This window comes from Ktedonosporobacter rubrisoli, from assembly GCF_004208415.1.
GTDB classification, from domain to species: Bacteria; Chloroflexota; Ktedonobacteria; order Ktedonobacterales; family Ktedonobacteraceae; genus Ktedonosporobacter; species Ktedonosporobacter rubrisoli.
The window spans coordinates 9,149,985-9,173,290 of record NZ_CP035758.1 but is presented as its reverse complement, the minus strand read 5'-3'; the positions used below and the strand labels follow the sequence as shown (position 1 = coordinate 9,173,290).

Below are 23,306 nucleotides of genomic sequence, written 5' to 3'. Positions count from 1 at the left end.
GGATCAAGAAAGATACTACCGAGATCTGAGCCTATAAAATATATAGTACTATACAGAACACACCTTTGTAAGGCTACTCCCTGGGGATACTTTCGCCAAATCGATTTCAAAATACACTTGGCGTATAGTACTGGACCAATTTTCTTTATCAACTACTTTGAGATTCTTAGTCAGTCTGATATAGTAGTAGCGCAGTCATCATATCAGCGTAGAGAAAGACCAGGACATGGCGGAGAAGCACAAACATAGCCCTTTTACAAAACATGAAGCTGGATCAGATAATTCGGATGAGGTAAGCAGAAAGAGCACAGGCCGACGCTCGGGCCGCAAGAAGCGCTCCTCCCATAAGCTGACCCACGCCACGCCAGCGCACCAGTTAGATCAGCAGCCACAACAAGCTCACTCCAGTGGTAGCGCTATGCGAGGCTCTGCAATAGACATCTCCAGCGAAGCCGAGGAATCATCCTCTCTAGCCCAAAAAGACGAGCAGCCACAAGAGCCCGAAGCAAACTCTTCGGGCATAAGCAAAGAGCCGCAAGAGCAAGAACAGACGGCTCTTTCAAGCTCTCAGCAAACTGAGCATTCCGAAATAACTATAGTTAATAATCAAGACGAAGAGCAGGAAGACGCGCCCGAGCAGTCACTTGTCGAAACGACAAAGCCCTCAGGCAAGCCTCTTTCCGATGTTCCTCAAACTCTCTCTCACCCTGGGGCAACCATGAAGCATAAAGTGCCTTCAACAGTAAAGTTGCTGGCCCTAGATCCGATTGCCAATACACCACTTCCTTCCACAGAAGATAAGGCGGAAATTTCCAGCAGGATTGAGAGCGTTACCCCCATCCCTACTACCCCCATTCCTCTTACACCGGCTCCAGCTTTACCATCCTCAACCCCTTTAAGTCCCTTGCGCTCCTGGCGCATTATTCTCACTTACTTATTATTGCTATTCGCAATAATAAGTACGGCCTTATTATGGCATGATCTATCTATGCCTCACCTTTACATCTATACATTTGACGCCAGTAATGGGATGATCAAGCAGCAGCGCGACCTTGGAAGCTATTCAAAGGAGACCGCGATCAGTAATCCAATCGAGGCCGGCGCTTCAAGTTTTGTCATGCTCGACAGCCAAGGCACGGCTCAGACGCGACACATGCTCAAAGTGGCTGAACAGATCACTACATGGAATACTACAGATTCAGCATCAAACGCATCTGGCCTCAATAGTTTGAGGCCACTCAGCAACAATACCCTGGCGCTTACTAGCGAGAAAGAGACACGCGTTTACACGCTTGATAATCGTTTGCTCTGGCGCGCACCCGGCAGCCATCCTACTCAAGGTACGCACTATTTCCAACCGGCAAATGATGGCCAGAATCTCTACACAGTTAAAGCTTTGAACCCGGGCCAGATTGCAGCCTACAATTTGCAAAATGGAACCCTACAATGGAACCAGACGCTTGACGACACCCTGGCCTACACACCACCTTTTCAACTTGACGGAAACACGCTCTACGTCGCCAGCGACCATAAAATTTATGCTTTGAATAGGCAAAACGGGCGCGTACTCTGGCAACAACCATTGGTAGCGCGCGCTCTCCAACTTAACAGCGCTGCCTCGCCGCATCTTCTGCTCACCGCTGGTCCGCAGGGACTTCTTGCCTTGAACGCCACAACGGGAAAGCTTGCCTGGACATTTAATAGCCCGCCCGGCAAAAACCTTACGCGCCCTCAGCTCTACCAGGCAATTCTTAGCAAGACAGAAGCAGCCAAGGATAACATTATTTATGCTACTGGGATCACCTGGCAAATTCCCCAGATTCAGGAGCAGCTCTGGCTCTTCGCCATCGATGCCTCGACGGGCTCACTGCACTGGTCTCAACAGCTTACGACAGGCCTCACCGGCAGCGATGCCGGTCGCACATTTACGCCACAGATCGATGCGCGCCACAATATAGTTGTGCTGCAACAACAGATCAGCCAGCATGAGCAGCGCATCTCGGCCTTCGATATGCACAGCGGCGCACTGCGCTGGAGCAGCAGTATTAGTCAGGAATTTAGCTCAGCGCCAACTTTGCTATCTACGCCATCTGGTGAGTCAAGTTTGTTTGTGCTCACCGTGCAGAGCTTTACAGTTCTGTATGGCGTTGTGCTCCTGTTTATTTTGTTAAGCATAGCGGCGCTGGTCTATATATGGAGGACGCAATTAGTAAAGCTTTTAGCGCAGCTGCAGAACTGGCTTCAGCACGGTAGGAAGTTACTGCGGAACATCCCTGGCTACGCGCGCCATTATGGCAAGCAGCTTGTCCAATTAGCGCGCCAGACTCCAAGGCGTTTTGCCATCGCGCTATTGCTCCTTTTAGTTGTGTTAGGTGTCCTGCGCTATGCGCTGGCTACGCCTGCGCCGCACAGCCTTAAGCAGGTTTCGGCTCTCACGGGCACACCCCAGTGGGAACAAACGCTTTCAGCCCAGGCTCAAGCGCTATACCTTGATACGAATGGCAGTATTATCACTACTGAAACTAACGATCAGCAACATCAGCTTGAAGTTACAGATGCTAATGGCTCGATGCTCTGGCATAGCTTTGTCTCTGAGGGAGCATTTTCGCTGCCCGCTATCTCAGCGTCTCCAGATACACTACTGGTAGCTCTTGGTGATCCCGGTGCGCCTGCATATCGTTTTGCCCCCGCCGATCCGGCCTATCCCTCGCCTCTCGGGCGCTTGCTTACACTCTACCAGTTCAAGCGCGCAACGGGGCAGCTTCTCTGGCAACACACGCTCAATCTGCCAGAAGACCTGACAAGGGCTAGCGTGCTGGGAGCCGATAAGAACTTTATCTATGTCGCTAGCCGGACAAGCATTCAGGCTTCTCCTGCGGCAAGCGCATCTCTATCTATGGTTCAGCTTGTAGCTATCAACCAGAACACTGGCACAATTGATTGGCGCATCTCCGGTCCTGCCGTCACAGGCAATACTCCATATGATAATGGGAAACTCCTGATGCTGCCCAATCAGGCTATATGGCAAGTCGCCGGGCTCATTTATTCCATAGATACAGGTATGGGACAGATTGAATGGAGGCGCGCAATTCTGCCTGGCGAAGCGCTTTCCGCTGCTACCGACGCATCTCCAATGGCCAGGATCGCAGATACCCTGCTCATTGTCAGACCACAAAATATTCTGGCCCTGGACCTGCCCAGCGGCAACACCTTATGGAATTTCTCGCTGCCCAACTCGCTACAAGATCCAGCCAGCATCAAGATCGCAGCCGGCGGTAGTACCGCACTTGTCTCCAACTCTCAGCAGATTATGGCCTTTGATATCAAAAACCAGCGATTACTCTGGAGCCAGCACAATTTTCCGCTCACACATGCGCCCCAGATCTCCGAAGATGGAAAAATAGCCTATGTCGTCACGCTGAAAAACGATATCATGCATAAACCCGTGCCCACGTTGGAAGCAATAGATATGCAGAGCGGAGCCGAGTTCTGGACTTTCCACCCAGAAGTTCAGGGCTCCTACATCGCTCCCCAGGCAGACGGCTTGCAGTACCATAACGGCCTGCTCTTCGTTACTGCCTGCCTGCCTGCCAACCACGCACCCTGCAAGCATTCGCGCCTCTACGCACTCAATGCACTTAGCGGCAGCACACTCTGGAAGGTTGAGGGCACCAGCATCACCGGCATACGCATAAGCCCCGATGGCAAAAATCTGGCTTATCAACTTACCACAAACTGAATGCCAGCGGCTTCCTGGCTCAGTCACATTTAGACGTCAAGTTATATCGCAGAACAATATGATATAATTTGAACTATATATTCTTGTGGGTTGAAGCTATGTTTTTCTTACCTGGGCGAGAACAATCGAAGAACGGGCAGGCCAACGAGGGAGGAGATACAAGGCTCCTCCCCGAAACAATGCTAGCAAATGATCCGTTGCCCAGCGGCACCCCAGCCGAAGGCAGCGTCGTCGTCACTATCTCGCGCCAGTTTGGTAGCGGAGGTTCCGATATTGGCCGGCTTCTCGCCCAACAGTGCGGGCTCAACTACGTTGACCACGAGATTATCAACGAAGTAGCCAGGCGACTTGAAGTCGATGTACAGCACGTAGCCAGACAAGACGAACAAACGGTTGGCATGGCGGGCCATATTCTTGAAGCGCTCAAGGCTAATAGCCCACTCACCATGAACTACGGCTCCTTCTTTAACAACAGCGGAGTTCCCCAGAGCCAGGCCCAGGAAGCAGTGTATCTCCACCTGACGCAAAAAGTAATCTTAGAGGCTGCCAGTCGTGGCAATGCAGTAATTATCGGGCGTGGCTCGCAATTCCTGCTCCACAATGCTCCACGCACACTCCATATTCACGTTTTCGCGCCACTTCCTGATCGGATCAATTACGTTATGCAAGAATTTCAGCTAAGCCATGCCGAGGCAAATCGTCTTATCGAGCAGCGCGACTACGAGCATGAAAGCTACTTGCTCCGTTACTATGGTAGCGACGGCCAGCAGCCCTGGCTCTATCACCTGCTGATTAACACAGGCCTTTTCTCCTTCGAGCTGGCGGCAAGTCTTATCCAGCAGGCACTTCCCATAGTAAAAGAAATCCAATGAAATAAAGCTTGCACTTCTAATACATCCCTATTATACTCGATTACGGGATGCAGACATCCTCAAGCTCTCCCCGATCAACAATGACGTTGGCCGGAGAGAGAGCTATTTCCATTAAAACAGCTACAACGAACTCCATAGGTTTTACAGGTTAGAGTGTGGCGTAAGCAGCCTGCACCTTTAGACCATTCTCGGTGAGCTGATAGGTACCGTTACTCCGTATTGCCACATTTGTTTCATCATAATACGCCAGGGATACATGATGGATGCGAGCGTAATCAATGATTGCCTGGTGATAGTTATCAAGATCATTGCAGCCCCCCCACTCGCTAAAAATGACGGCCTTCCCATGTTGCTGGGCAAAGCCCACCTGCTCATCGGCGTGTGCCGGCCAGTCTTGCCATATATAGCTGAGGGGAGAATTACACTTTTTACTCTGATAGGCTCCTTTGAAGCCATCATACACATGAAAATCGTAGACAAGATCGGGCTGAGCAAAATCTGGCACAGTTCCTTGTACTAAGGCATTAACATTGCCTTTGAAATTAGGGCCGCCCAGAAAGATCAAGGAATGCGGATTCTCGGCCCGGATCGCCGAAATCAGCTTGTTGGTGTTTGTCCACCAGGTCTGATCGTCTATTCCCTGCATCTCATTCCAGCTATCATAGAGCACAGCTGGATCATTGGCGTAGAGCCTGGCCACGCTTGACCACATAGTTAGAGCCGGGTCAATATAACGGCCAGTGGTCTGCACCTCCGGGCCTGCAGTACCATGCATAATATCTTTCTGGCCCTGATTTTGCGTGGGGCATAATTTGATGCCCTTACCACACGGCGGATCAGCAAATTGTGGACCCTTGGTCAAGATCACATAATTTCCATTCTCCTCCGACCACTTGACAACCTGCTGTATCCAATCTTGATAGCGCATTCCGGCCAGAGGAACCTCAACGTTCTGATTCCACCAGGTCGCATTCAGCGGGATGCGCCAGACATTCATCTGAAACGTCTGATTATACCAGGCAAGCGCATCCTCACTGATTCTTGTTTTCTGGCTTCCACCTATCCCATTGCCAAATTCCAGTTGCGACCAATTAAAGCCTTTCAGAGTCACTATACAATTCTTATCGTCCATGATAAAGCCACTTGAGACATGCAGCCAGGAAAAAGTATAGCCTGTACCGGTCCTGGTAATTCCACAGCCCTTATCCTGACCAGGAGCATGCCCAGCGGGCGGTACAGGCTGTGGCGTTTCTCTTACCTCTGGCGGATTCACATTATGATTGATCCATCCAGCATATGCCACAACGCCGCCAACAATGATGAGCACTACCAGCCCGATCAATACCAGACGTCTCTTCATCACTCCTCCTCCCTTCCAAGTTGCGCACGATTAGCCATTTAGCGCGATTCTGATAGCAGTTTTTTTAGTTTTTGTTTGACTATCCCTTCACTAGCTGGAGCGCTTGAAACCCTGGTCAAAGGCCGAATAAATGCCGACTGTACACATTTGCCGGTCAGGCCATCAGGTGTAGGCACATCCATAAATGAGAGGATAGTAGGGACAATATCGCACACATGAGCAGGAGCTATCCTGGCTCCGGGTTTTATGCAGTTTCCATAGAGGTAGAGGACGCCATCGGGATGATGTATACCCGAAGTTACATCGCTAGTTTCCCATAAAGCGCCTCTGCCAAGTTCAGTGGGCAAGGTTGTATCTTCGTTAGCCAGTAAGATCAAATGCCGCTCAGCGGGGGCAAAAGGCCCTGAACCATACACGCTCTCACGATGCGCCTCTAGAAAGAGCGAAGCCCCCGTCTCGGGATCGCGCAAGGCGCATAGAGCATCGGTGAGCAGTTGAATCTCTTCTTCAGTCAGAGATTTATCAAGAAAGATATCGGCATAGCCAGCCAGAAAGCCTGATGCCGAGGGAACCCAGGCATCGGTGCGCAGCCAATCGAGCTCAGGTAGATGGGCACGGTGCTGCTCTTTCTCAACTGCCAGCACTCCACTACGGCGCAACTGGCTCCTCAGCCTGCGTAAAGGTTGCTGTAAATTGCATACTTTGACAATTTTTCTGGCCATCCCCAGTATTTCGGCGCGTCGCCGCTTACTAGTATCTCTCATCTGTAGCCATCCTTGCCGGTACAGATGTTCCTGGATATAGAATTTGCGGCGCACTCCCTGGAAGCCATGGTCAGAGATGATCATCAACAGATCATCGGGCCCCAACTCGGCCAGCATCATACCAAGAGCAGTATCTAGCATCTGATAATATGCTACAGCTTGCGGATGGAAAGCCATAATCTCATCCCAGCATAAATGCTGAATACGATCAGCGCCGCTACAGGCCAGAAAGCAAAAATCCCAGGGCTTCTTAAGCAACAGGCGAAACATGGCAAGCCTGCTACGCGTCATCTTTAGCGTTTCGGCCAGGGGATCACCAATCTGGCCGCCCGAGACAGCCGGATCAAGATCGATCTGGTAATCAGGGACCTCCTGCAGCAATTCGTCTTTGAAGCGTGTAGGATAGGTTATATTGGCATGGGTATCAGGCGCCATATAGCCGCTGAGCATAATGCCGTTGACGGGCTCCGGTGGATACGTCAAAGGTACATTTGCGACGATCACACGCTTGCCCCATTCGCTAAGAATGTTCCAGATCGCCTTGCCGCCCTTGCGATGAGTTACCACCTGAGCAAGTGGTCCTTGCTCCGTCTGCACATATTCCCAGAAATCATAGACGCCGTGCTGAGCCGGCAGCAGGCCTGTCGAGATCGACATCCAGGCTGGTGGGGTCATTGGTGGCATCGTGGATTTTAAGATTCCCTGAGCTCCTTGCTGGCATATGCGTTGAAAATGAGGCAATAGTCCGCGCGCAATTAAAGGATCAAGCACGCGAAACGCCAGCCCATCGATACCGAATAGCAAGACACGCATAACAATCATCCCTTCCCTAGAAACATGACTCTTTTACACACAGTTACTGCACCAGCGTTTGATTCAATTTCAGTTGCTCCAACTTGCGTGCTACAAGATTGGCCTTTGCGCTTTTCGCGCTGCCCTGCTCCTGTCGTCCATCTGCAAAGATTGTCTCTGCGACCTTACCGTCAAATGGCTCCTCAGCAGATACGCCAAGAGCATGCAGCACAGTTGGTACAAGGTCATAGATTTGGAGCGGATCGACGCGCGCGCCCTGCTGAATGCCGGCTCCCCAGGCATAAAAAACTCCATCTTTTTCGTGCACTCCCTTGGGAATATCGAGCGTTTCCCATAACTGCTTCCTGCCCATAGTAAGATGGAACGTGACCCCCGGAGCAGGTAATAAGACGATATGTTCCTCGGGCAGGCGGAAGGGGCCAACGCCATAGACGTCGGTGGCGTAAACGGCCTCCGCCAACGGCTCTCCGCTCACCGGGCTACACTCCTTAGAGAGGGCCTGGCGCAATTCTTCTATTTCCTCAGCCGTAGCATTTGGGGAAAGAAAAATATCGGCATTACCGCTGCCAAAGGCCGTTAAGGAGAGGACGCAAGCTCTGTTCTCATTCCAGTCAATATTTTCAAACAGTGGCTTGTAAAAGCTCTGCTTTTTCTTGATAATTGGCGTACTATCAAGGCTTGCGTACACTTTACGAAACTTGCGTATCAAGCCGAGCATGTGCATTTTCTGGGCCGCCTCACGTCCCACACTCAGCAATTTTGTCCGCGATGATTGGGCCGCTGCATCGCGCTGTAAAAGATTGCGCCGGCACAGATACTCATTGATATAAAACCATTCGCGTGCTCCCACAAAGCCATGATCCGAAGCCACAAAGAGCAAATCCTCAGCAGTAAGATGCTTCATAACACGGCCCAGCGCATCATCAAGTAGGCGGTAATAGGCTGTTGCCTGCTGATCCAGTTGTTCAATATCCTGCCAGATGCGATGTTGTATGCGATCAGGGCCAACATAAGCGAGGAAGGCAAAGTCCCATTCATGCTCGGAAAGCAAATGCTCTTGCAGTTGGATGCGTTTCTCGGTCATGGCCAGCACGCCATCCACAAACTGGCCAGCCGGAATTTTCTCGGTTGAAAGATCGATACGGTAATCGGGGACGACTTTTAGGAGCTCATCCTTGAAGACGTGGGGAAAAGTAAAGGGCGTGGCCATGCTGGGAGTCATCAGCCCGCTTACCATAATACCGTTCACCGGATCTGGTGGATAGGTAAGAGGAACATTGAGCACAATCACGCGTTTGCCGTACTCGCTAAGAATATTCCAGATCGCCTTGCCTCCCTTGCGATGAGTTACTAGCTTAGAGGTAAGGGTAGGAGAGGCTGTATCAAATTCCCAGAAATCAAACACTCCATGTTTAGCCGGCTTTAAACCTGTCACTAATGACATCCAGGCGGGCGGCGTCACTGCCGGAACAGAGGAAATAAAACTTGCGCTCGTACCCTCATGCTGAAGGCGCGCAAAGTTAGGCAGATCGCCCCTTTCAATCAAAGGTTGGAGAATACGAAAACTCAAGCCATCCACCCCGAAAACAACTGCTCGCATAATACAAACTCCTCAAACTAACAACACTATCCACAACAATAGAACCTCAAGCCAGGCTACTTATTTTTGAGCGAGACAGAAAGCGAGCTTGAATCGCTAGCTGCTTGTCGGCGCAGGGGTAATACAGGGGCCGATAAAGCACGTTGCTTCTTGCTTAGCAGCCAGCGAATCCCCACGCCCAAACCAACCAGGCGCCCGGTAAGGTGCGCCAGCGCCCCAAAGCCAAACAGGCCGGCAAAATAGGCAGCGCGGGCACACGATCTTCCGGCATCTTTGCACAGACCCAGCAAGGTTTGCGGGCGCAGGCCAAAATGCTTAATGGCAAAGTAGGTTCCATTGCGCCCATTCGAAAATTGCACTAAAGGCTTTTCAAGGAAATATGGCTGCAGGCTGCGGGCCGAGAAATGCAGAACAGCCATAGCAGGATGAAATATTATACGCCAGCCCGCCCTTTTCACGCGCACGCACAGATCTGTCTCCTCGCGCAAATTGGTAAGTGTATAGGTAGGATCGAAGCCGCCCACTTGCTCTAGAACTGTGCGTCGGAAGGACATATTGCAGCCTACCAGGTGATCGATCTCAAGTACAGCCTCGCTCACCAGGCCCGTATCGCGTGCAAGGACATTCCCTGTAGGCGAAATAATGAGCTGCGGCGGTCCGGCCTTCTGCTCAGAATATGGTTCAGGCATAGTAATGATGCGTCCGCCAGCCGCACCCACGGTTTTATCCTCATAGACGCTCAAGAGCGTCTCCAACCAGCCAGGCTGCACCATCGAATCATCATCTATAAAAGCAATGATATCCCCAGAAGAGAGCTCTATGCCCTTATTGCGCGCCTGAGGCATATTATTGCGCTGGCCCCACAAATGGACATAGAGCAACTCAGGATACCCGGCAACGATCTGTGCGCTCTCCTCGCCCCTGGAACTATCCACAACTATGATCTCTTTATATGGATAAGGCTGAGCCAGCACGCGTTCAAGGCAATGCCTGAGCAGGAAAGCTCGATTGCAAGTAATGATAACTATGCTGACAGTAGGGCTCGCCATGATCAAAAGCCTCCTCAACTAAGCAGACAAACACTTACGCACCCTTTTTCTTAGCCAATCTGGCACGTACCATATCTAAAACCATCATATCCTCCTCACTAAAGCGCAGCGCCATCAGCATCGACGCATATACAAGCATGAACATTCCGAGCAGGCCGATGGTGCCAAGGATAGCCAGATGCCCATAGCCCACATGCACAAAGCGCGCCAGCAGCATGCCCACGAGCGAGGCCACGCCACCGGCGATGAGCGGCTTTAGAATATCCCTGCGATAAGGATGTATGCGCATGATCCAGTAGACCTCGATCAGGCCGACAATATTGAGCAGGGTCAAGGTCAGGGCTGCCGCCGCTGCCGCCCCTAGAATACCAAAGCGTGGAACGAGAAAGAGGGCCAGGGCAATATTCACTACCACCGTAGCTACAGTATTGGTCAGGATGACTCTTGGCCGTCCTGTCATCACCAGCAGATAATTTACCGAACCCACCCCCGAATCCACAAGATTGCCGAAGCCAAGAATAATCAGTACCAGGCCTGCTGCCACATACTTTTCGCCAAAGACGCCGAGAATCGCCTGGTTATAGATGCAACAGCAGAGGAAGATAGGCCAGCTCAATGAGAAAGACCACTTGGTCACCACCTTAAACATGCTAGCCAGTTGCTGATGCTTCTTGTGCGAATGGTATTCGGCAATTACCGGCGAAAAAATCATGTTCAGGGCAATCAAGGGAGCTACCACAAAATAGCTCACCCGATCAGCAGCGCCGTACAAGCCTATCTGCGCGGTTGTGGCAAAAGCGCCGAGAAACAGGATATCAGTCGAATTTAATACGTTGCGTATCATGGAGTTAAAAAACATGGGAAAGGCGAAGCGCAGCCAGATTTTTCTTGCATAGCGTGGCGTCGTTTCCTTGATCAAACGCCTGGCAGCTTTGCGCAAGAGAAATCGCCCCAGAAGTGTAGAGCCCACAAAACCACATATGGTGGCAAAAATCAGGGCTTCCAACCTCAGGCCCAGATGATAAAACACAAACAACATCACAAGCGTCAGGCCAGGCTGTACTATACGATCCACATAGACTTTCCATTTGATGGCCTTAAGCGCCTGCAGGCCGCTGGCCAGCACCAGTTGCATACCGATCAGAGGGATCAATATAGCCGCCTCCCGAAATGGAAGGGTATAAATTTCTCTATGGTAAACAGAATGAGCCAGGTAGGAGGCAAAAACAAAGAACAGTAGAGCGCCCAAAATGCCGGATAGGAGGGCTAAGCAAGCAGAAAAGCGCAGCAAACCTGCAGCCAGAGCCTTATTCCCTTTAGCGCGGTAGGTCGAGAGAAAGCGCAAAGTTGTGCTATCGAGCCCAAGCTTAGAGGCATAGCCCAAAACTGTAATCAGGGTATTGGTCTCAACAAAAATTCCATAAATGCTCTGCGTTACCAGGTGGGTCATGGCGACATTAGTCGTATAGCGCAAGATCGCAGAGATAAGATCTCCTGCGCCGGCAACCGCTGCCCCACCTGCAGTACTTGCCACGACATTGCGCTTATCGGTTCTAGCCTCCTGCAAGCCCCTCACCGCCGCACGAGGTAGCGTATCTTCGAGCTCTCTGCGCCGCTCAACGCTCTCGGCCGGATACTGACTCGCTGGCTTTCCAGTAATGGTTCTGCCGATTATCCTGTTAATCCGCACAACGAGATCATCGGCTAGCACCTTTGAAACCGGTTCTAATTGTATAGCCTTCAGCAGCTTCCTGGCCCGTAAAGATGAGCGCACACTTCGATGTTCGAAGGCAGGTGTACGCGAACACACAGCCGGGCGTCCAGGCGCGGCTGTGGGAGCAGCAGATACGGCATCATTGCGTGCATCCAGCGCAGGATGAGAGAAGCCCTGCCCAGGTTTCCCAAATTTGGATTTTACGGTTTCCGCTAGATCGTCAGTATAACCTCTGGAAGAATCTTGCGTTTGCCCGGTCAATTCATCTCCAACATGCGATGGATGCACCTTGCCACTCCTTCCATCTCTACTACACTACAACCTCCAACCCGGTAATCAGCTCCCTTAGCCGAGATACCCCAGATCGCGCAGCCGATCTACAATCAGCCCTTCTTCTTCATCTGACAACATATTGGCTTCATCATCTATATAGCGCACCGCTGTCTGCTGCAGATAGGCCAGCGTAAACATCGAAGAGATAATGCTGCCATCAATACGGCGAGGAATCGCCTGATCTAACATGTAGAGCGCGCTGGGCAGAATATCAACTAAGCGCGCTTCGGCCGCAAAGCTACTCACAAGCGCGGGACCGGAGCCAATTAGACGTGCATAAGGTTCGCAGGCTGTCTGCTCCTCCGGCTCGCTTTGCGCCAGAACGCTCGCGCCATCAAAATCCAGCGCCTGAGCCCGGGCCGAAGCGGCATATCCTGGCTTATATATCACGATAAGATCGGGAGCCTTGAACAGGTAATCACCGATGAAGATCTCATCTTTGCGTAAGACTTTCTCAACTACAGGTTTTTGCGTACGCGGATCTAACCAGTTATCGCATATCTCGCGAATGAGTGCACTACATACATCTTGATATTCCTGTCCTGCATTTACTGTTCCCTGCTTTTCACGCCCACGCAAATTGATCCAGAGCTGCCCATTCCCCAGGCTATAGGCCAGCGTTTCTGGCCAGGCAATGCTCTCTGTCGTACGTGGCTTGCCTACTTCCAGAAGTCCGATCTCGGCAAGGAAATCGTTAAGGTTGACGAAAGCGTGAGGGGCAGGGCTCCAGACATCGGTCAGCACTAATAAGTGCCCCGAGGGCGCAACCAGTTCCAGGCATCGCTCCACATACATATCAAGCTCATCGTCAGATAGGTCAGCAGCCCTTACGCGTAAGAGAGCAAAATCCAGAGCCTGGTCCTGCAGAGCATCAAGCATACGTACATTATCAGCGTGCAGAGAGAGGGTGGCTAACTTATACGTATGGAGAATATCCGGGAGCAGGCGCCCAACCGCGCCTTCTGGCAATTCGGTACTGGGGCAAGCCCGATACAACTCAGGGTACACGGCATCGAAGCGTCCAAATTTTCCGGCCCCGGTTCCCGTCAGCAATTGATAATAACACTGACCTGCCTCTAGCAGGGGAAAGGGAGTTAAGCGCAAATCAACGCCATACTTGCACAAGTGTACGAGCGAAGGAACTTTCTGTAGCCGATCCGGGCAAATGCCCTCGAACCATAACATGTAGAGCGAGTTCTTCATGCTCTTTGCGGGCGCCTTACCTTGTCATTAGACAAAAGAGAAAACGCCATTCCACCTTTCTTGCTACTTAAACATCTGTTACCAAGGAGGCAAGCTAATATGCAGCTACCCCTCTTTTACTAGAACACTTTATTACTACTACTTATATTATTAATGCTTAGACGATAATATCAACCCACAACTACTTCTTTTGTAGCAAGAGTGTCGAGTTTCGGTTGATAATAGGACTAATGCATTAAGATTTCTCAATCTGGTCCTACAGGATCGTGACGTTGACGGGCGCAGAAGTTTTCTCGCCATCCGCCAGGGTCACAGTTACCGTCAGTGGCCAGACTCCAGCCGAAGCCCCAGCCTCAACGTGCCAGGACCAGCTGGCAAGGCCGTTATAATCCGAGTGAGCGGGCAGAAATTTCGTCTGTGCCCCTCTATAGCTGAGAGCTACTGTGCAATCAGAGCTGGGAGCAGTAGAGATTGTCAGAGCTATGTTCCCTTTGGGAGCCGCTACAAGACTACTCTGTGTCGCTACAACATTAATGGGGGGAAAGGTTACCACGACATTGACGCGGGCCACAGTCTTCAGACCATCGGGCAGTACCGCCGAGATGGTCATCGGCCACGTCCCGGTATGTGCATCACCGTCTACCCGCCAGGACCAGCTCGCTACACCATTACCATCGGCCGCATGCGGAAGCACGCCAACATTATGGCTTGGCGCACCACGCCCGTAATCAACGCTAAAAGAACATAGAGCATACGGGCTAGTTGAAATTGTCATCTTCATCTGCCCGCCTGGGTACGTCGTAAGGGTAGACTGAGCGCCAGACACCTGGATCGGCTCAATGTGCTTGCGCTGAGCCATCACAGTTACAGGGGTCTCACCCAGGAGTGGGTCCGCAGATAAAGGATGGGCGGGAGCTGGCGGGACTCCACAGGCACCAAGCAGCAACAGATTTAAGAGAATACATCCATATAAGCCCACCCACATTTTTTTACAGGCAGGTAGCTTGCGATATCCCATAAAGCCTACACCTCCATGAGCCAATTACCGACAGAGCAATACTATAGTCTATTTTAACCAGGCCACATATACTTTTTTGTGTCCTTCTCTTGTTCATCTTCCCATTTTTTGGACCGCTGGCGCCCTCATCACAGGCAGTTTGACCAAACGCTAAACAAGTGAACAGAAAAAGTTAGACGCGGGAACCCTGTCTGGGAGACAGGTACCAGGGGCGAGGGCACGCCGCGAACGAGCTGATTGCCCCCATTCCCACCATTTTCTAAATTCTAAAGTTCAGGTACTTAGCTTCTGCTAGAGATAATCGGAAGAGATACTATAAAGTTATAGGGAGATTAACACAGCAAGCTATCAGAGGTTTGCAGGTAGAAAGGGAGATCGCTTGTGAAGTTGCTGCAAGTTGTCTGGAATTTTCCGGCTACAGTAATGCATCCTTTCGAGATGTACTACTTCTACTGGCCGGTACGTGAGGCCGTATTACGCGGTTGGGATGCCGAAGTCCTGACCTTTCAAGTGAACGAACAACAGCCAGCTGAGGAGATAATCGATGGGATCTATGTGCGACGTTGCCCCGCCGGCAGGCGCAAGGGCCGTCCTTTCTCAAGAGCCTTTATTCAGGCTCTATTGACTACAGATGCCGACGTTATCCACTGCCATGGCTATGGAGAAGGGAGAAGCGAGCTAGCCATTCTTCTCGCCCGTATGCGCGGGCTCCCGCTGATCTTCTCTCCCCATTTTCATGTCTATCCCTACCGGCGCCCATTGCGCGATCTTTACGACAAATATCCCGGGCGCCTTTTTTTCAATTTAAGTCAGCGCGTTATCGTCTTTACCGAATACACGAGGCAGCAGTTATGTGCCCTTGGAGTTGCAGAGCAGCGCCTCCGCGTTGTCCCTCATGTTTCGCGCCCAGAAATCTTTGCCGACGCTCCTAGCCGGCAAGAAGCTGAGCACATATTGCGCGCAGCCGGCATTAGCGGTGATCCGCTTATTCTCGGCGTGGGTCAGCTCATTGAGCGCAAAGGCTGGGACTACACGGTACGTTGCTTGCCAGCCATCGTGAAGCACTTTCCCGAGGCCAGCCTTCTCATCGTTGGGCCATCTCAGCCAGCTGAGCCGGCCTTTCGCCAGGATCTTCTGCGCCTGGCCGACGAGCTTGGCGTAAGCAAACACCTCAAGATCTTACAAGATAATTCACCCGAGTTTATTCGGGCCGCCTATCAGGGGGCCACGCTTCTCACACATCCATCATTTGTTGAGAGCTTTGGTATGGTGTTATTGGAGGCCCTGACGGCAGGCTTACCAGTTGTAGCCCATAATGGCTCTGGTATTCCTTGCATTATTGACGATGGAATTACTGGATATGTGTTAGATGTACACAACGTACCAGAGTATGCTCAAGCTCTGCTCAAGCTGCTCAGCGATCCCGGCCTGCGCCAACGGATGAGTACCGCAGGCCAAAGACAGGCACAAACCCGTTTTGGACAAGCTGAGATAGCGCAGAGGCTTTTCGACATTTACGAGGAGGTAGCGCATTTGCCCTACAGTCCACCGGATAGAACTGAAAGACAGGACGTCAGAGATAGCCGGCAAGATGCTTCTTCTGTCCCCGACAGCGTTTAGCATGCTTACGAAGGGAGCCAAATTATTATGGAACTAAAAGCATACTTAGAAGGGATCGGACGTAAGTGGTGGTTGCTTGGTCTCGTAGCTCTCCTCTCCTGGTCGCTGGGAGGGATGATCGCGAGCAACCAGACGCCTATCTACACGTCCTCCGTCGCTATTCTGCTCAATGATCGGCTTCTGGCCAATACAGCTTTTCCATCAGGCATGGTCCAGCTTAATATCCCGACCAGTTCTCAGCAATATCAGGGAAAAGTTGTCTCGCCAGCCATCTTGCGGAGGATTATGAAAACGTATCCTCATCTTAATGAAGAGCAGCTCAAAAACAATATTAGCGTCTCTACTGATCAAACTAATCAGATTTTGCTGATTCACGTGAATGACATATCTCCCTACGCTACAGCAGATATTGCTAATTTTCTTGCCTCCATGTTCGTTAAGGCTCAGACCGACAGTATCCAGAGGCAAATGAGCTACTATAATCAGTGGCTGCAGGAAACTACCACGCGGCTCAACGACCAGATCAATAAGCTTAATCTGCAGATCGAGGCCGCGACTCCTCCTCAGCCCCAACGTGGGCCTGCACCCGCACTTACGCCCGCGCAGAAAGTCACGCTCACGCAATATCAAAGTCAGGTCAATCAGGATCGCCATGCCCTCTACAACTATCAGCAGTCTCTGTTAGAAGTACAGCATGCCTTGCCGATGATCGCGCAAACGTATAGCATTCTGCAGAAAGCTGATATACCCGAAGAACCTACAGTTCTTCCGCTGCCTGGCCTGGTTATTCAGGGCCTTGTCCTGGCCGCTGGCCTCCTGCTAACAATTTGTGTTCTTGTCGCGCTCGATTTCTTTACCCCTTTCGTCAGGCATAAACAGGAGCTCTTGCGCCTGGCAGGCATTTCCGTAACTGCCGAGATCCCACAGCTTCATCCCTCTGAGCAAAGAAAGTTGCTAAGCGCCGAGAAGCTCCCCTTGCCCGGACGTCTTATGCCCCTACGCCTGCTCGGCTCAGCGATCAGTGCAGGCATCATGCGAGACAAGGGTGGCTATACCATCCTCTTAAGCAGTCCACGCAAGAAGAGGCGTCTGGCCACGGTCCTGGCTTCTGTTCTAGCCCACAAGGGACACAAAACTCTCCTGGTTGATATGGACTTTGAGCATCCAGAGCTGCACAACCAGCTTGAGGCAGAGGAACTATACACATGCCAGACCAGCAAGGGGCATGAGCTTTCTTGCATTCGACAGAGCACTCAGCCCAATCTTTTCCTGCTCCCCGCCCAAGCCACACTTAGCCAGGGAGAGCCTTTAACGGCCACAACACTGCTGACCTTGCTTCCCGAGTTACAGCATAGCTTTGATCTGATTATCCTGGATGCTCCCCCCGTTGACCATCCAGATACACACATCCTCATAAGCAAAGTCAGACAGGTACTTTTGTTTGTCAGGAAGCGCCGCGATAGCCTCAAGGCCATAAAGATGGCGCGCGCTACCTGCGAAAAGCTCAAAACGCAACCCCTTTACGTCTTTCTTACCTGAGCCCCTGGCAAGCCAGGCCCAGATTAAGCAGGTAGCCTGATCAGGCTTCGGCAGCCAGAAGATAGACCTCCCTGGTCATTCTGGCTGTCTGCTCCCAGGAAAAGCGTGTCGCCCAGCTCCTACCTTCACGGATCATGCGCGCACGCAAATCCTTGTCACGTAAGACCAGCAGCATAGCTCCCGCAATCTCGTTAGCCTCAAGAGGGTTCACAAGCAGGGCCGCCTCGCCAGCGATCTCGGGTAGAGAAGACGTACGAGACGTGATTACTGGACAGCCTGCGGTCATCGCTTCCAACACGGGTAAGCCAAAGCCTTCGTAGAGGGAGGGAAAGACCAGGCATGTGGCCATCTGATAGAGGGCCATCAGTTCCTCATCGCTGACATGCCCGGGGAATATGACCATATTTTCAAGCTCTGCCATATAATCAAGAATATCCTCGCAATTCCATCCCTTGCGCCCTACAATCACCAGGGGTGGGCAGGTCTCTCCCAGCCTGGCCTTGAGCCGCCGAAAGGCATCCAATAATGTCACAAGATTTTTACGAGGCTCCAGGGTAGAAACTGCAAAGAAATACTGCGCAGGCAAATGATAGTTTGTGCGCACTTGCTCTTTAAAGGCCTCGTCACGTGGAATGGCAAATTCTGGCCGAGCCGCCTCTGGAATGACCGAGACTTTGGCTAAATATTGCTCTCCAAGAAAATGCCCTATTTCTGTCCGCGCATGCTCAGAAACCGTGATAATCCTGCTGCAGGCACTCATGCCGTGCGAGAGCAAGGTGCGAAAATAAAGCCTCCCACGCAAAGTTAACGCCTGTGGATAACGCCAGGGTCCGGCATCGTGCAAGGTCATCACAATGCGGGGCCCGGATGACTGAAAATACGGCGGGGGAAATGCCGGATAGTGGATAACGTCTAAATGCAAGCCGGGCAGGATCAACGGAAACCAGACTTGCTTATTGAATAATTCGTTGGTAGAAGGACAAATGACTGTCTCAAAACTATCCTGTAAAGCCGCAAACTCTGGATGAACTTTGTGGGCAAAAAATAAAACATAGTGTATGGCTGGCTCTTCTTCTTCCTGTAACTGTAGATGTCTGGCCATTTCGGCCGCATAACGAAAGATACCTGTTGGCCGTCTCCAGATTGCAGTAAGATCTAACCCAACGCGTAGCAACCTTCCCACTGCTTACTCCTTCCTTAAAAACGCGAGGAATCGGGCATCTGACAACGTTAGCCAATGCTCTCTCTATTTATCATAGCATCAATACTCAATCTATAAGCCATATATATGTCATCCTGAATTAAAATATCATTAACATATTTGCAATTTTATTTTATGTCAACTTTCTTTCATCAAGAAATCTCAAGCATAGCCGAGCAAAATCAACCTTTTCTTAACCATATTTATAGTCTCAAATATATGCTGAGCTGTTATCATAGAGATAGTTAAAATAGTGGAGGGAAAAACTATTTACCACACCCGGTATGCTAATTTATAGAAGATAGAGACAGCTTAGCAAATTTGTCAGAAGGGGTTAGAAGGGAAGATATATGAGTACCTACCCTATGCACGTTTCCAGATCCATATGGCTAGCCATAATTACTAAATTTCTGCTCCGTTGGGGATGGTTTATAGCTTTAGCTATGCTCATCGCCACCCTTAGCAGCCTTTTTTTGCCGGATATCGTGATACCGGCAAGTTATCAGGCTACATTACTTATCGTATCTCCGTTGCCCTCTGGCTTTGGCACAATGCCCGGCCAGAACAGCTCCGCCCTCTTCTACACTAATTTCTTTATCAGCCCGGCCACGCTCAAGCTGGTCCTGCCCAAACACAAGGGGCTGCAGTTAAGCGATTTAGAGGCCCTTGTCACGACCACGCAGGTGACAGGAGCCAACGTCATTCAGCTAAGTGCAATCGGAGCTAGCCCGCAGGATGCCATAAACCTTGACAACGATGTCTATAGCGCCATTCTCAGCGAGATTGGCCTCAAGCATTCAAGCATCGCCACGCAGATCAGCTCTGCCCTCACTACAGAGCTGCAGCAGAGCAGAAGTGATGCGCAAAATACCTATGACACACTTCAGTCGCTGGAGGCCGCACATCTGACCTTCACCTCTGAATATATCCAGCTCAGCAGCCTTTATCGGGAGCAGCAGCAGCGCATAAGCGCTATCAACAAACAACTGGCCCTTCTGGCTCATCAAGGTGCCAACAGTAACGGCATTCTTAAATTAGCCAGCAGTACGCCAAGCGTTACTACAGTACCTGGCTATCCCTCGACGCGCACGCAACGCCTGCTCCTCTCGCCGCTTATCGGTCTGATCATGGCGCTGGGCGGCATTATGCTAGCGAGCATGTTTTCGCAAAGCATTCCATTGCAAAAGAAAAAGCGCAGGGTCGTGCTTCCGCGCCTGGCCGCCAGCATTCCAGAGCTGCCCGATCTAGGCGAGCAACGACTACAAGCGCTCAAACAGGTAGCTCCCTGCCATTCCTTGCTAAGGCATCTGCGTTATCAAGCCAATGAGCACGAACGAGCCTGGCAGGTGATCACCATCACAGGTCCACACGGGCGCGAAGGCAAAAGCGTTGTGGCGACTTGTCTTGCCCTTGCTGCGGCACAGGATGGATTACGCACATTGCTCATCGATGCTAATCCACAGCGCCCTGTCCTTCATGCATGGTTTAGTTTGCCCAACGCCGATGGCACGCTGGAAGCTCTATCTAACAGCGCCAATGGCATAGCAAGTACCGCCAGATCCTTCTCAGTAATCGAGAACAATTTAAGCGTCATGCCTATTGGCAACACGCAGCCTATGACCAGCGCCCTGAGCGAGACGTTAAGGGTCGATGGGCTTGAAGCGTTTATAAGCAATCTGCGCAGCCAGGCCGAGCTCATTATCATAGATGGACCATCGCTTTTGAGCGAAGCTAACGCTACGCACCTGGCCCTTTTCTCCGATGTAGTTTTATTGGTAGTCGATGCCCAGAGAAGTCAGAGCCCTAACGTAGCTGAGGCTCAACAACTCCTGGCCAATATCGGCGTCTCTCCCTTCATCGTTCTCAACAGGGTTTATCCAGAGATTGTGGAATAAGTTGTGAGGCACACCTTTATGAATAGAGATAACGTAGAGAACCAGGCATCTATAGGCGCATGGTGGAGTGCCTTCAGGCTGCCTTCAGCAGAGATGACCACCACCCTGGTCATCTACCTGTTGCTGACCATTGGTCTGGCGGCCCTGATGGAGGTCCCGCTATTGCCACCGCTAGTAGGCGTGCTGGGAGCACTGACCATTAACCTGATAGTTCTTTTCTTTGTCAAATCGGAGCTGGCATTACCCTTATACCTGATCGTGGCCGGCCCGAGCGTAGCAATTTCATTTGCCAGTTCCGGGATACTTTCGCGCCTCTACCTGGGAAATTTACTTTTCTTCCTGGTAAGCCTGATCTGGCTTTTGTGCAAACTCTTGCCCAACCGCAAAAGTGGGCGCTGGCTCCTGCCTCCCAGCCTGCTAGCACCCCTACTCGCCCTGATTGTGGTCGGGCTTGTCTCAATCATCTACTCGCATTTAAGTCCCGATCCTAACGTGACCTATTCATTTCCCCACGCCACAACCAACGTCCTGATAGTTAATGCCGCTGAGATGATGCTCCTGGTCGGCCTACCGATGTTCGTAGTTGTCGTCGCCGGCATTATCCATACTGTGCGCCACGTTTACTGGTCCCTTATAGGCTATATGGTCGTTGGCTTGCTTTACGCCCTTGGCACCATTTTTGCCGCACCGCTGGGACTCTACTCAAAAGAGGTAATCATGGGCATCAGGCGTCCAGAAGTCTTTGGTTCGGTCTCCAGCGGACTTGGTACCCTGCTTGTCCTCTTTGCTAGCGTGGCCTTCTGCCAGGCCTTATACAGCCAGAAAACCTTGACGCGCACCATCTGGGGCCTGCTTACCTTGATTATGAGCATAGGCGTGGTGATGACAATTGGGCGCGAATCGTGGATCGCGCTTTTCCTGGCCTTAATGACCATGATTATGGTCTATACCAAAAACTGGAAGATACCCCTGATTGTAGCCCTGATCCTGACCCCGCTCATCCTTGTCTCGGGAATTACCAGCTTTTTCGATCCTTCCCAAACGTATGGAACCGATCGCTTCAAGATCTGGCAGGACGCTCTCAATATCTGGTGGAATCATGTGCCGCTCATGGGAACAGGCGCGGGCAACTACCAGTTCTTTGACATCGCCTACGGCACTGACGTCGTAGGAGTCGCGCACAACCAGTACCTGCAGGTACTGGCAGAAATGGGCCTACAAGGGCTTATATGCCTGCTTTGGGCGATGGCAGCTATCGGCTGGATCTGCCTCAAGAGTTTTAAATCCGCGCGCAGCAGACTCAGCAAAGCGCTGGCTCTGGCCTACCTTGGTTACTTTGTGGCAATCGTGTTTGGCGGGCTCTTTACCTCATCATTTGTGCCTTCGGCTGCCGATGGTGGCGGCACAGCCTCCTTTGTAGGCGCCTCGTATCGCTGGCTCCTGCTTGGTTTAGTCGTTAGCATTCCTAACTGGGAGGAAGAGGCCATGCGCATGGAGCTGCCACCATCCAGATCAGACCAGGACGATAGAGGAGAAACTTTAGCAAATCAGGCCCCCGTAGCAGAATATATGCGCTAGCCGCTGGCTCAAGCTCCTCTCTTCATGTAGAGGGGAGCTTGACCTATTGCAGTCTATCAAGGAGTTTGGCTAATGGTTTCACCATTTCTCAACACAGCAAGGCAGACAGTCAGCCTCTACCGTAATCTGACCAGCTCTTTACGGCTCATGCCGGATTTCCTGATCATCGGCACGCAAAAGGGTGGCACAACTTCGCTCTATAGCTATCTGATCGAGCATCCTAATATCATCTCAGCCCGCATGAAAGAGGTCCACTTCTTCGATCAGCACTTTCGAAAAGGCCCGGCCTGGTACCAGGGACATTTCCCAACCCGCGTGCATAAATCTTACGTAGAACGGATGCGCAAAGAGGTTTTTATCACCGGGGAAGGGAGCCCGGAATATCTCTTTTACCCCCATCCAGCGCAAAAAGTCGCCGCGCTCCTACCCAACGTCAAGCTTATAGCCCTTCTGCGCAATCCTGTGGATAGAGCCTACTCGCAATATCGCCATAACATTCGCTGGGGCCACGAAACTTTTTCCTTTGAGGATGCGCTCAATCTCGAAGAGGAGAGAACGCGCGAAGGCCGCGCAAGGGTACAAATCGATCCCAATTACCATAGCTTTAGCTATCAACGCGCCGCTTATCTGGCACGCGGCATCTACGCCGAGCAGCTTGAGCGCTGGCTTAACCTCTTTCCGCGCGAGCGCATGCTCATTATCAGGAGCGAAGATTTCTATAGGGATTCCTCGGCAATATATAAAGAGGTGCTAGCCTTCCTCGGCGTCTCAGTATTCGAACCCCGCAGCCTTCAACTTGGCTATAAAGCTTACAATAAATCAAAAGACTCAGATGCTCCCGCCAAAATGGACCCGGCCCTGCGCAAACGCCTGGTTGCTTACTTCGAGCCACATAACCAGCGCCTGTATAAGCTCCTGGGCAGGAACTTTGCCTGGGACCACTAGTTGGTACAGTATCTTCAAATGGAGCGAGAAAGAGTCTCAACAGCATCTAAAAGGTCTGAAATT

General features: G+C 51.4%; 15 protein-coding genes. 7 read left to right on the top strand and 8 right to left on the bottom strand.

The window, feature by feature from the left end:
• Positions 1 to 226 precede the first annotated feature (226 nt).
• Positions 227 to 3,739: a PQQ-binding-like beta-propeller repeat protein gene (locus tag EPA93_RS39610; protein ID WP_129892818.1), complete on the top strand. Its 3,513-nt coding sequence runs from the start codon at positions 227 to 229 to the stop codon at positions 3,737 to 3,739.
• Positions 3,740 to 3,837: 98 nt separating this feature from the next.
• On the top strand, positions 3,838 to 4,611 hold the full coding sequence (locus tag EPA93_RS39605; protein ID WP_129892817.1) for a cytidylate kinase-like family protein: 774 nt from the start codon (positions 3,838 to 3,840) through the stop codon (positions 4,609 to 4,611).
• A gap of 148 nt (positions 4,612 to 4,759) precedes the next feature.
• On the opposite strand, the gene EPA93_RS39600 is transcribed toward EPA93_RS39605, so the two are convergent.
• The 7 genes from EPA93_RS39600 to EPA93_RS39570 form a co-directional block, all read right to left on the bottom strand.
• Positions 4,760 to 5,971, bottom strand: a complete 1,212-nt coding sequence (locus tag EPA93_RS39600) for a glycoside hydrolase family 5 protein (RefSeq protein ID WP_129892816.1) — start codon at positions 5,969 to 5,971, stop codon at positions 4,760 to 4,762.
• Positions 5,972 to 6,009: 38 nt separating this feature from the next.
• On the bottom strand, positions 6,010 to 7,548 hold the full coding sequence (locus tag EPA93_RS39595; RefSeq protein WP_165423708.1) for an alkaline phosphatase family protein: 1,539 nt from the start codon (positions 7,546 to 7,548) through the stop codon (positions 6,010 to 6,012).
• A gap of 43 nt (positions 7,549 to 7,591) precedes the next feature.
• Entirely contained in the window at positions 7,592 to 9,148 is a 1,557-nt protein-coding gene (locus tag EPA93_RS39590; protein ID WP_129892814.1) for an alkaline phosphatase family protein, read from the bottom strand.
• A 56-nt stretch (positions 9,149 to 9,204) separates the two neighbouring features.
• Positions 9,205 to 10,197 (bottom strand): glycosyltransferase family 2 protein, encoded by a 993-nt coding sequence (locus tag EPA93_RS39585; protein WP_129892813.1) that lies wholly within the window; start codon positions 10,195 to 10,197, stop codon positions 9,205 to 9,207.
• A 34-nt stretch (positions 10,198 to 10,231) separates the two neighbouring features.
• Positions 10,232 to 12,199: an oligosaccharide flippase family protein gene (locus EPA93_RS39580; protein WP_129892812.1), complete on the bottom strand. Its 1,968-nt coding sequence runs from the start codon at positions 12,197 to 12,199 to the stop codon at positions 10,232 to 10,234.
• 57 nt (positions 12,200 to 12,256) lie between these two features.
• Positions 12,257 to 13,447, bottom strand: a complete 1,191-nt coding sequence (locus EPA93_RS39575) for a hypothetical protein (protein WP_129892811.1) — start codon at positions 13,445 to 13,447, stop codon at positions 12,257 to 12,259.
• Between the two features lie 256 nt (positions 13,448 to 13,703).
• On the bottom strand, positions 13,704 to 14,465 hold the full coding sequence (locus EPA93_RS39570; protein ID WP_129892810.1) for a hypothetical protein: 762 nt from the start codon (positions 14,463 to 14,465) through the stop codon (positions 13,704 to 13,706).
• Between the two features lie 381 nt (positions 14,466 to 14,846).
• On the opposite strand from EPA93_RS39570, the gene EPA93_RS39565 reads away from it, so the two are divergent.
• Entirely contained in the window at positions 14,847 to 16,085 is a 1,239-nt protein-coding gene (locus EPA93_RS39565) for a glycosyltransferase family 4 protein (protein WP_129892809.1), read from the top strand.
• Between the two features lie 27 nt (positions 16,086 to 16,112).
• Entirely contained in the window at positions 16,113 to 17,624 is a 1,512-nt protein-coding gene (locus EPA93_RS39560) for an AAA family ATPase (protein ID WP_129892808.1), read from the top strand.
• Positions 17,625 to 17,664: 40 nt separating this feature from the next.
• Here the strand turns inward: EPA93_RS39560 and EPA93_RS39555 are convergent, their stop codons facing one another.
• Positions 17,665 to 18,807 carry a glycosyltransferase family 4 protein gene (locus EPA93_RS39555; RefSeq protein WP_129892807.1) on the bottom strand — a complete coding sequence of 381 codons (1,143 nt, stop codon included), beginning with the start codon at positions 18,805 to 18,807 and terminating at the stop codon, positions 17,665 to 17,667.
• A gap of 368 nt (positions 18,808 to 19,175) precedes the next feature.
• On the opposite strand from EPA93_RS39555, the gene EPA93_RS39550 reads away from it, so the two are divergent.
• The 3 genes from EPA93_RS39550 to EPA93_RS39540 all read left to right on the top strand — a co-directional run bounded on the left by EPA93_RS39550 (position 19,176) and on the right by EPA93_RS39540 (position 23,243).
• The gene (locus EPA93_RS39550) at positions 19,176 to 20,720 is read left to right on the top strand and encodes a CpsD/CapB family tyrosine-protein kinase (protein ID WP_129892806.1); all 1,545 of its coding nucleotides are present in this window, start codon (positions 19,176 to 19,178) and stop codon (positions 20,718 to 20,720) included.
• An 18-nt stretch (positions 20,721 to 20,738) separates the two neighbouring features.
• Positions 20,739 to 22,298: an O-antigen ligase family protein gene (locus EPA93_RS39545; RefSeq protein ID WP_129892805.1), complete on the top strand. Its 1,560-nt coding sequence runs from the start codon at positions 20,739 to 20,741 to the stop codon at positions 22,296 to 22,298.
• 72 nt (positions 22,299 to 22,370) lie between these two features.
• Positions 22,371 to 23,243 (top strand): sulfotransferase domain-containing protein, encoded by an 873-nt coding sequence (locus EPA93_RS39540; protein WP_129892804.1) that lies wholly within the window; start codon positions 22,371 to 22,373, stop codon positions 23,241 to 23,243.
• Positions 23,244 to 23,306 lie beyond the last annotated feature (63 nt).

Excerpts from the sequence above, each read along its gene's own strand:
- EPA93_RS39610 (WP_129892818.1), top strand. The coding sequence starts at position 227 with ATGGCGGAGAAGCACAAACATAGCCCTTTTACAAAACATGAAGCTGGA.
- EPA93_RS39605 (WP_129892817.1), top strand. The coding sequence starts at position 3,838 with ATGTTTTTCTTACCTGGGCGAGAACAATCGAAGAACGGGCAGGCCAAC.
- EPA93_RS39600 (WP_129892816.1), bottom strand. The coding sequence starts at position 5,971 with ATGAAGAGACGTCTGGTATTGATCGGGCTGGTAGTGCTCATCATTGTT.
- EPA93_RS39595 (WP_165423708.1), bottom strand. The coding sequence starts at position 7,548 with ATGCGTGTCTTGCTATTCGGTATCGATGGGCTGGCGTTTCGCGTGCTT.
- EPA93_RS39590 (WP_129892814.1), bottom strand. The coding sequence starts at position 9,148 with ATGCGAGCAGTTGTTTTCGGGGTGGATGGCTTGAGTTTTCGTATTCTC.
- EPA93_RS39585 (WP_129892813.1), bottom strand. The coding sequence starts at position 10,197 with ATGGCGAGCCCTACTGTCAGCATAGTTATCATTACTTGCAATCGAGCT.
- EPA93_RS39575 (WP_129892811.1), bottom strand. The coding sequence starts at position 13,447 with ATGAAGAACTCGCTCTACATGTTATGGTTCGAGGGCATTTGCCCGGAT.
- EPA93_RS39570 (WP_129892810.1), bottom strand. The coding sequence starts at position 14,465 with ATGGGATATCGCAAGCTACCTGCCTGTAAAAAAATGTGGGTGGGCTTA.
- EPA93_RS39560 (WP_129892808.1), top strand. The coding sequence starts at position 16,113 with ATGGAACTAAAAGCATACTTAGAAGGGATCGGACGTAAGTGGTGGTTG.
- EPA93_RS39550 (WP_129892806.1), top strand. The coding sequence starts at position 19,176 with ATGAGTACCTACCCTATGCACGTTTCCAGATCCATATGGCTAGCCATA.
- EPA93_RS39545 (WP_129892805.1), top strand. The coding sequence starts at position 20,739 with ATGAATAGAGATAACGTAGAGAACCAGGCATCTATAGGCGCATGGTGG.
- EPA93_RS39540 (WP_129892804.1), top strand. The coding sequence starts at position 22,371 with ATGGTTTCACCATTTCTCAACACAGCAAGGCAGACAGTCAGCCTCTAC.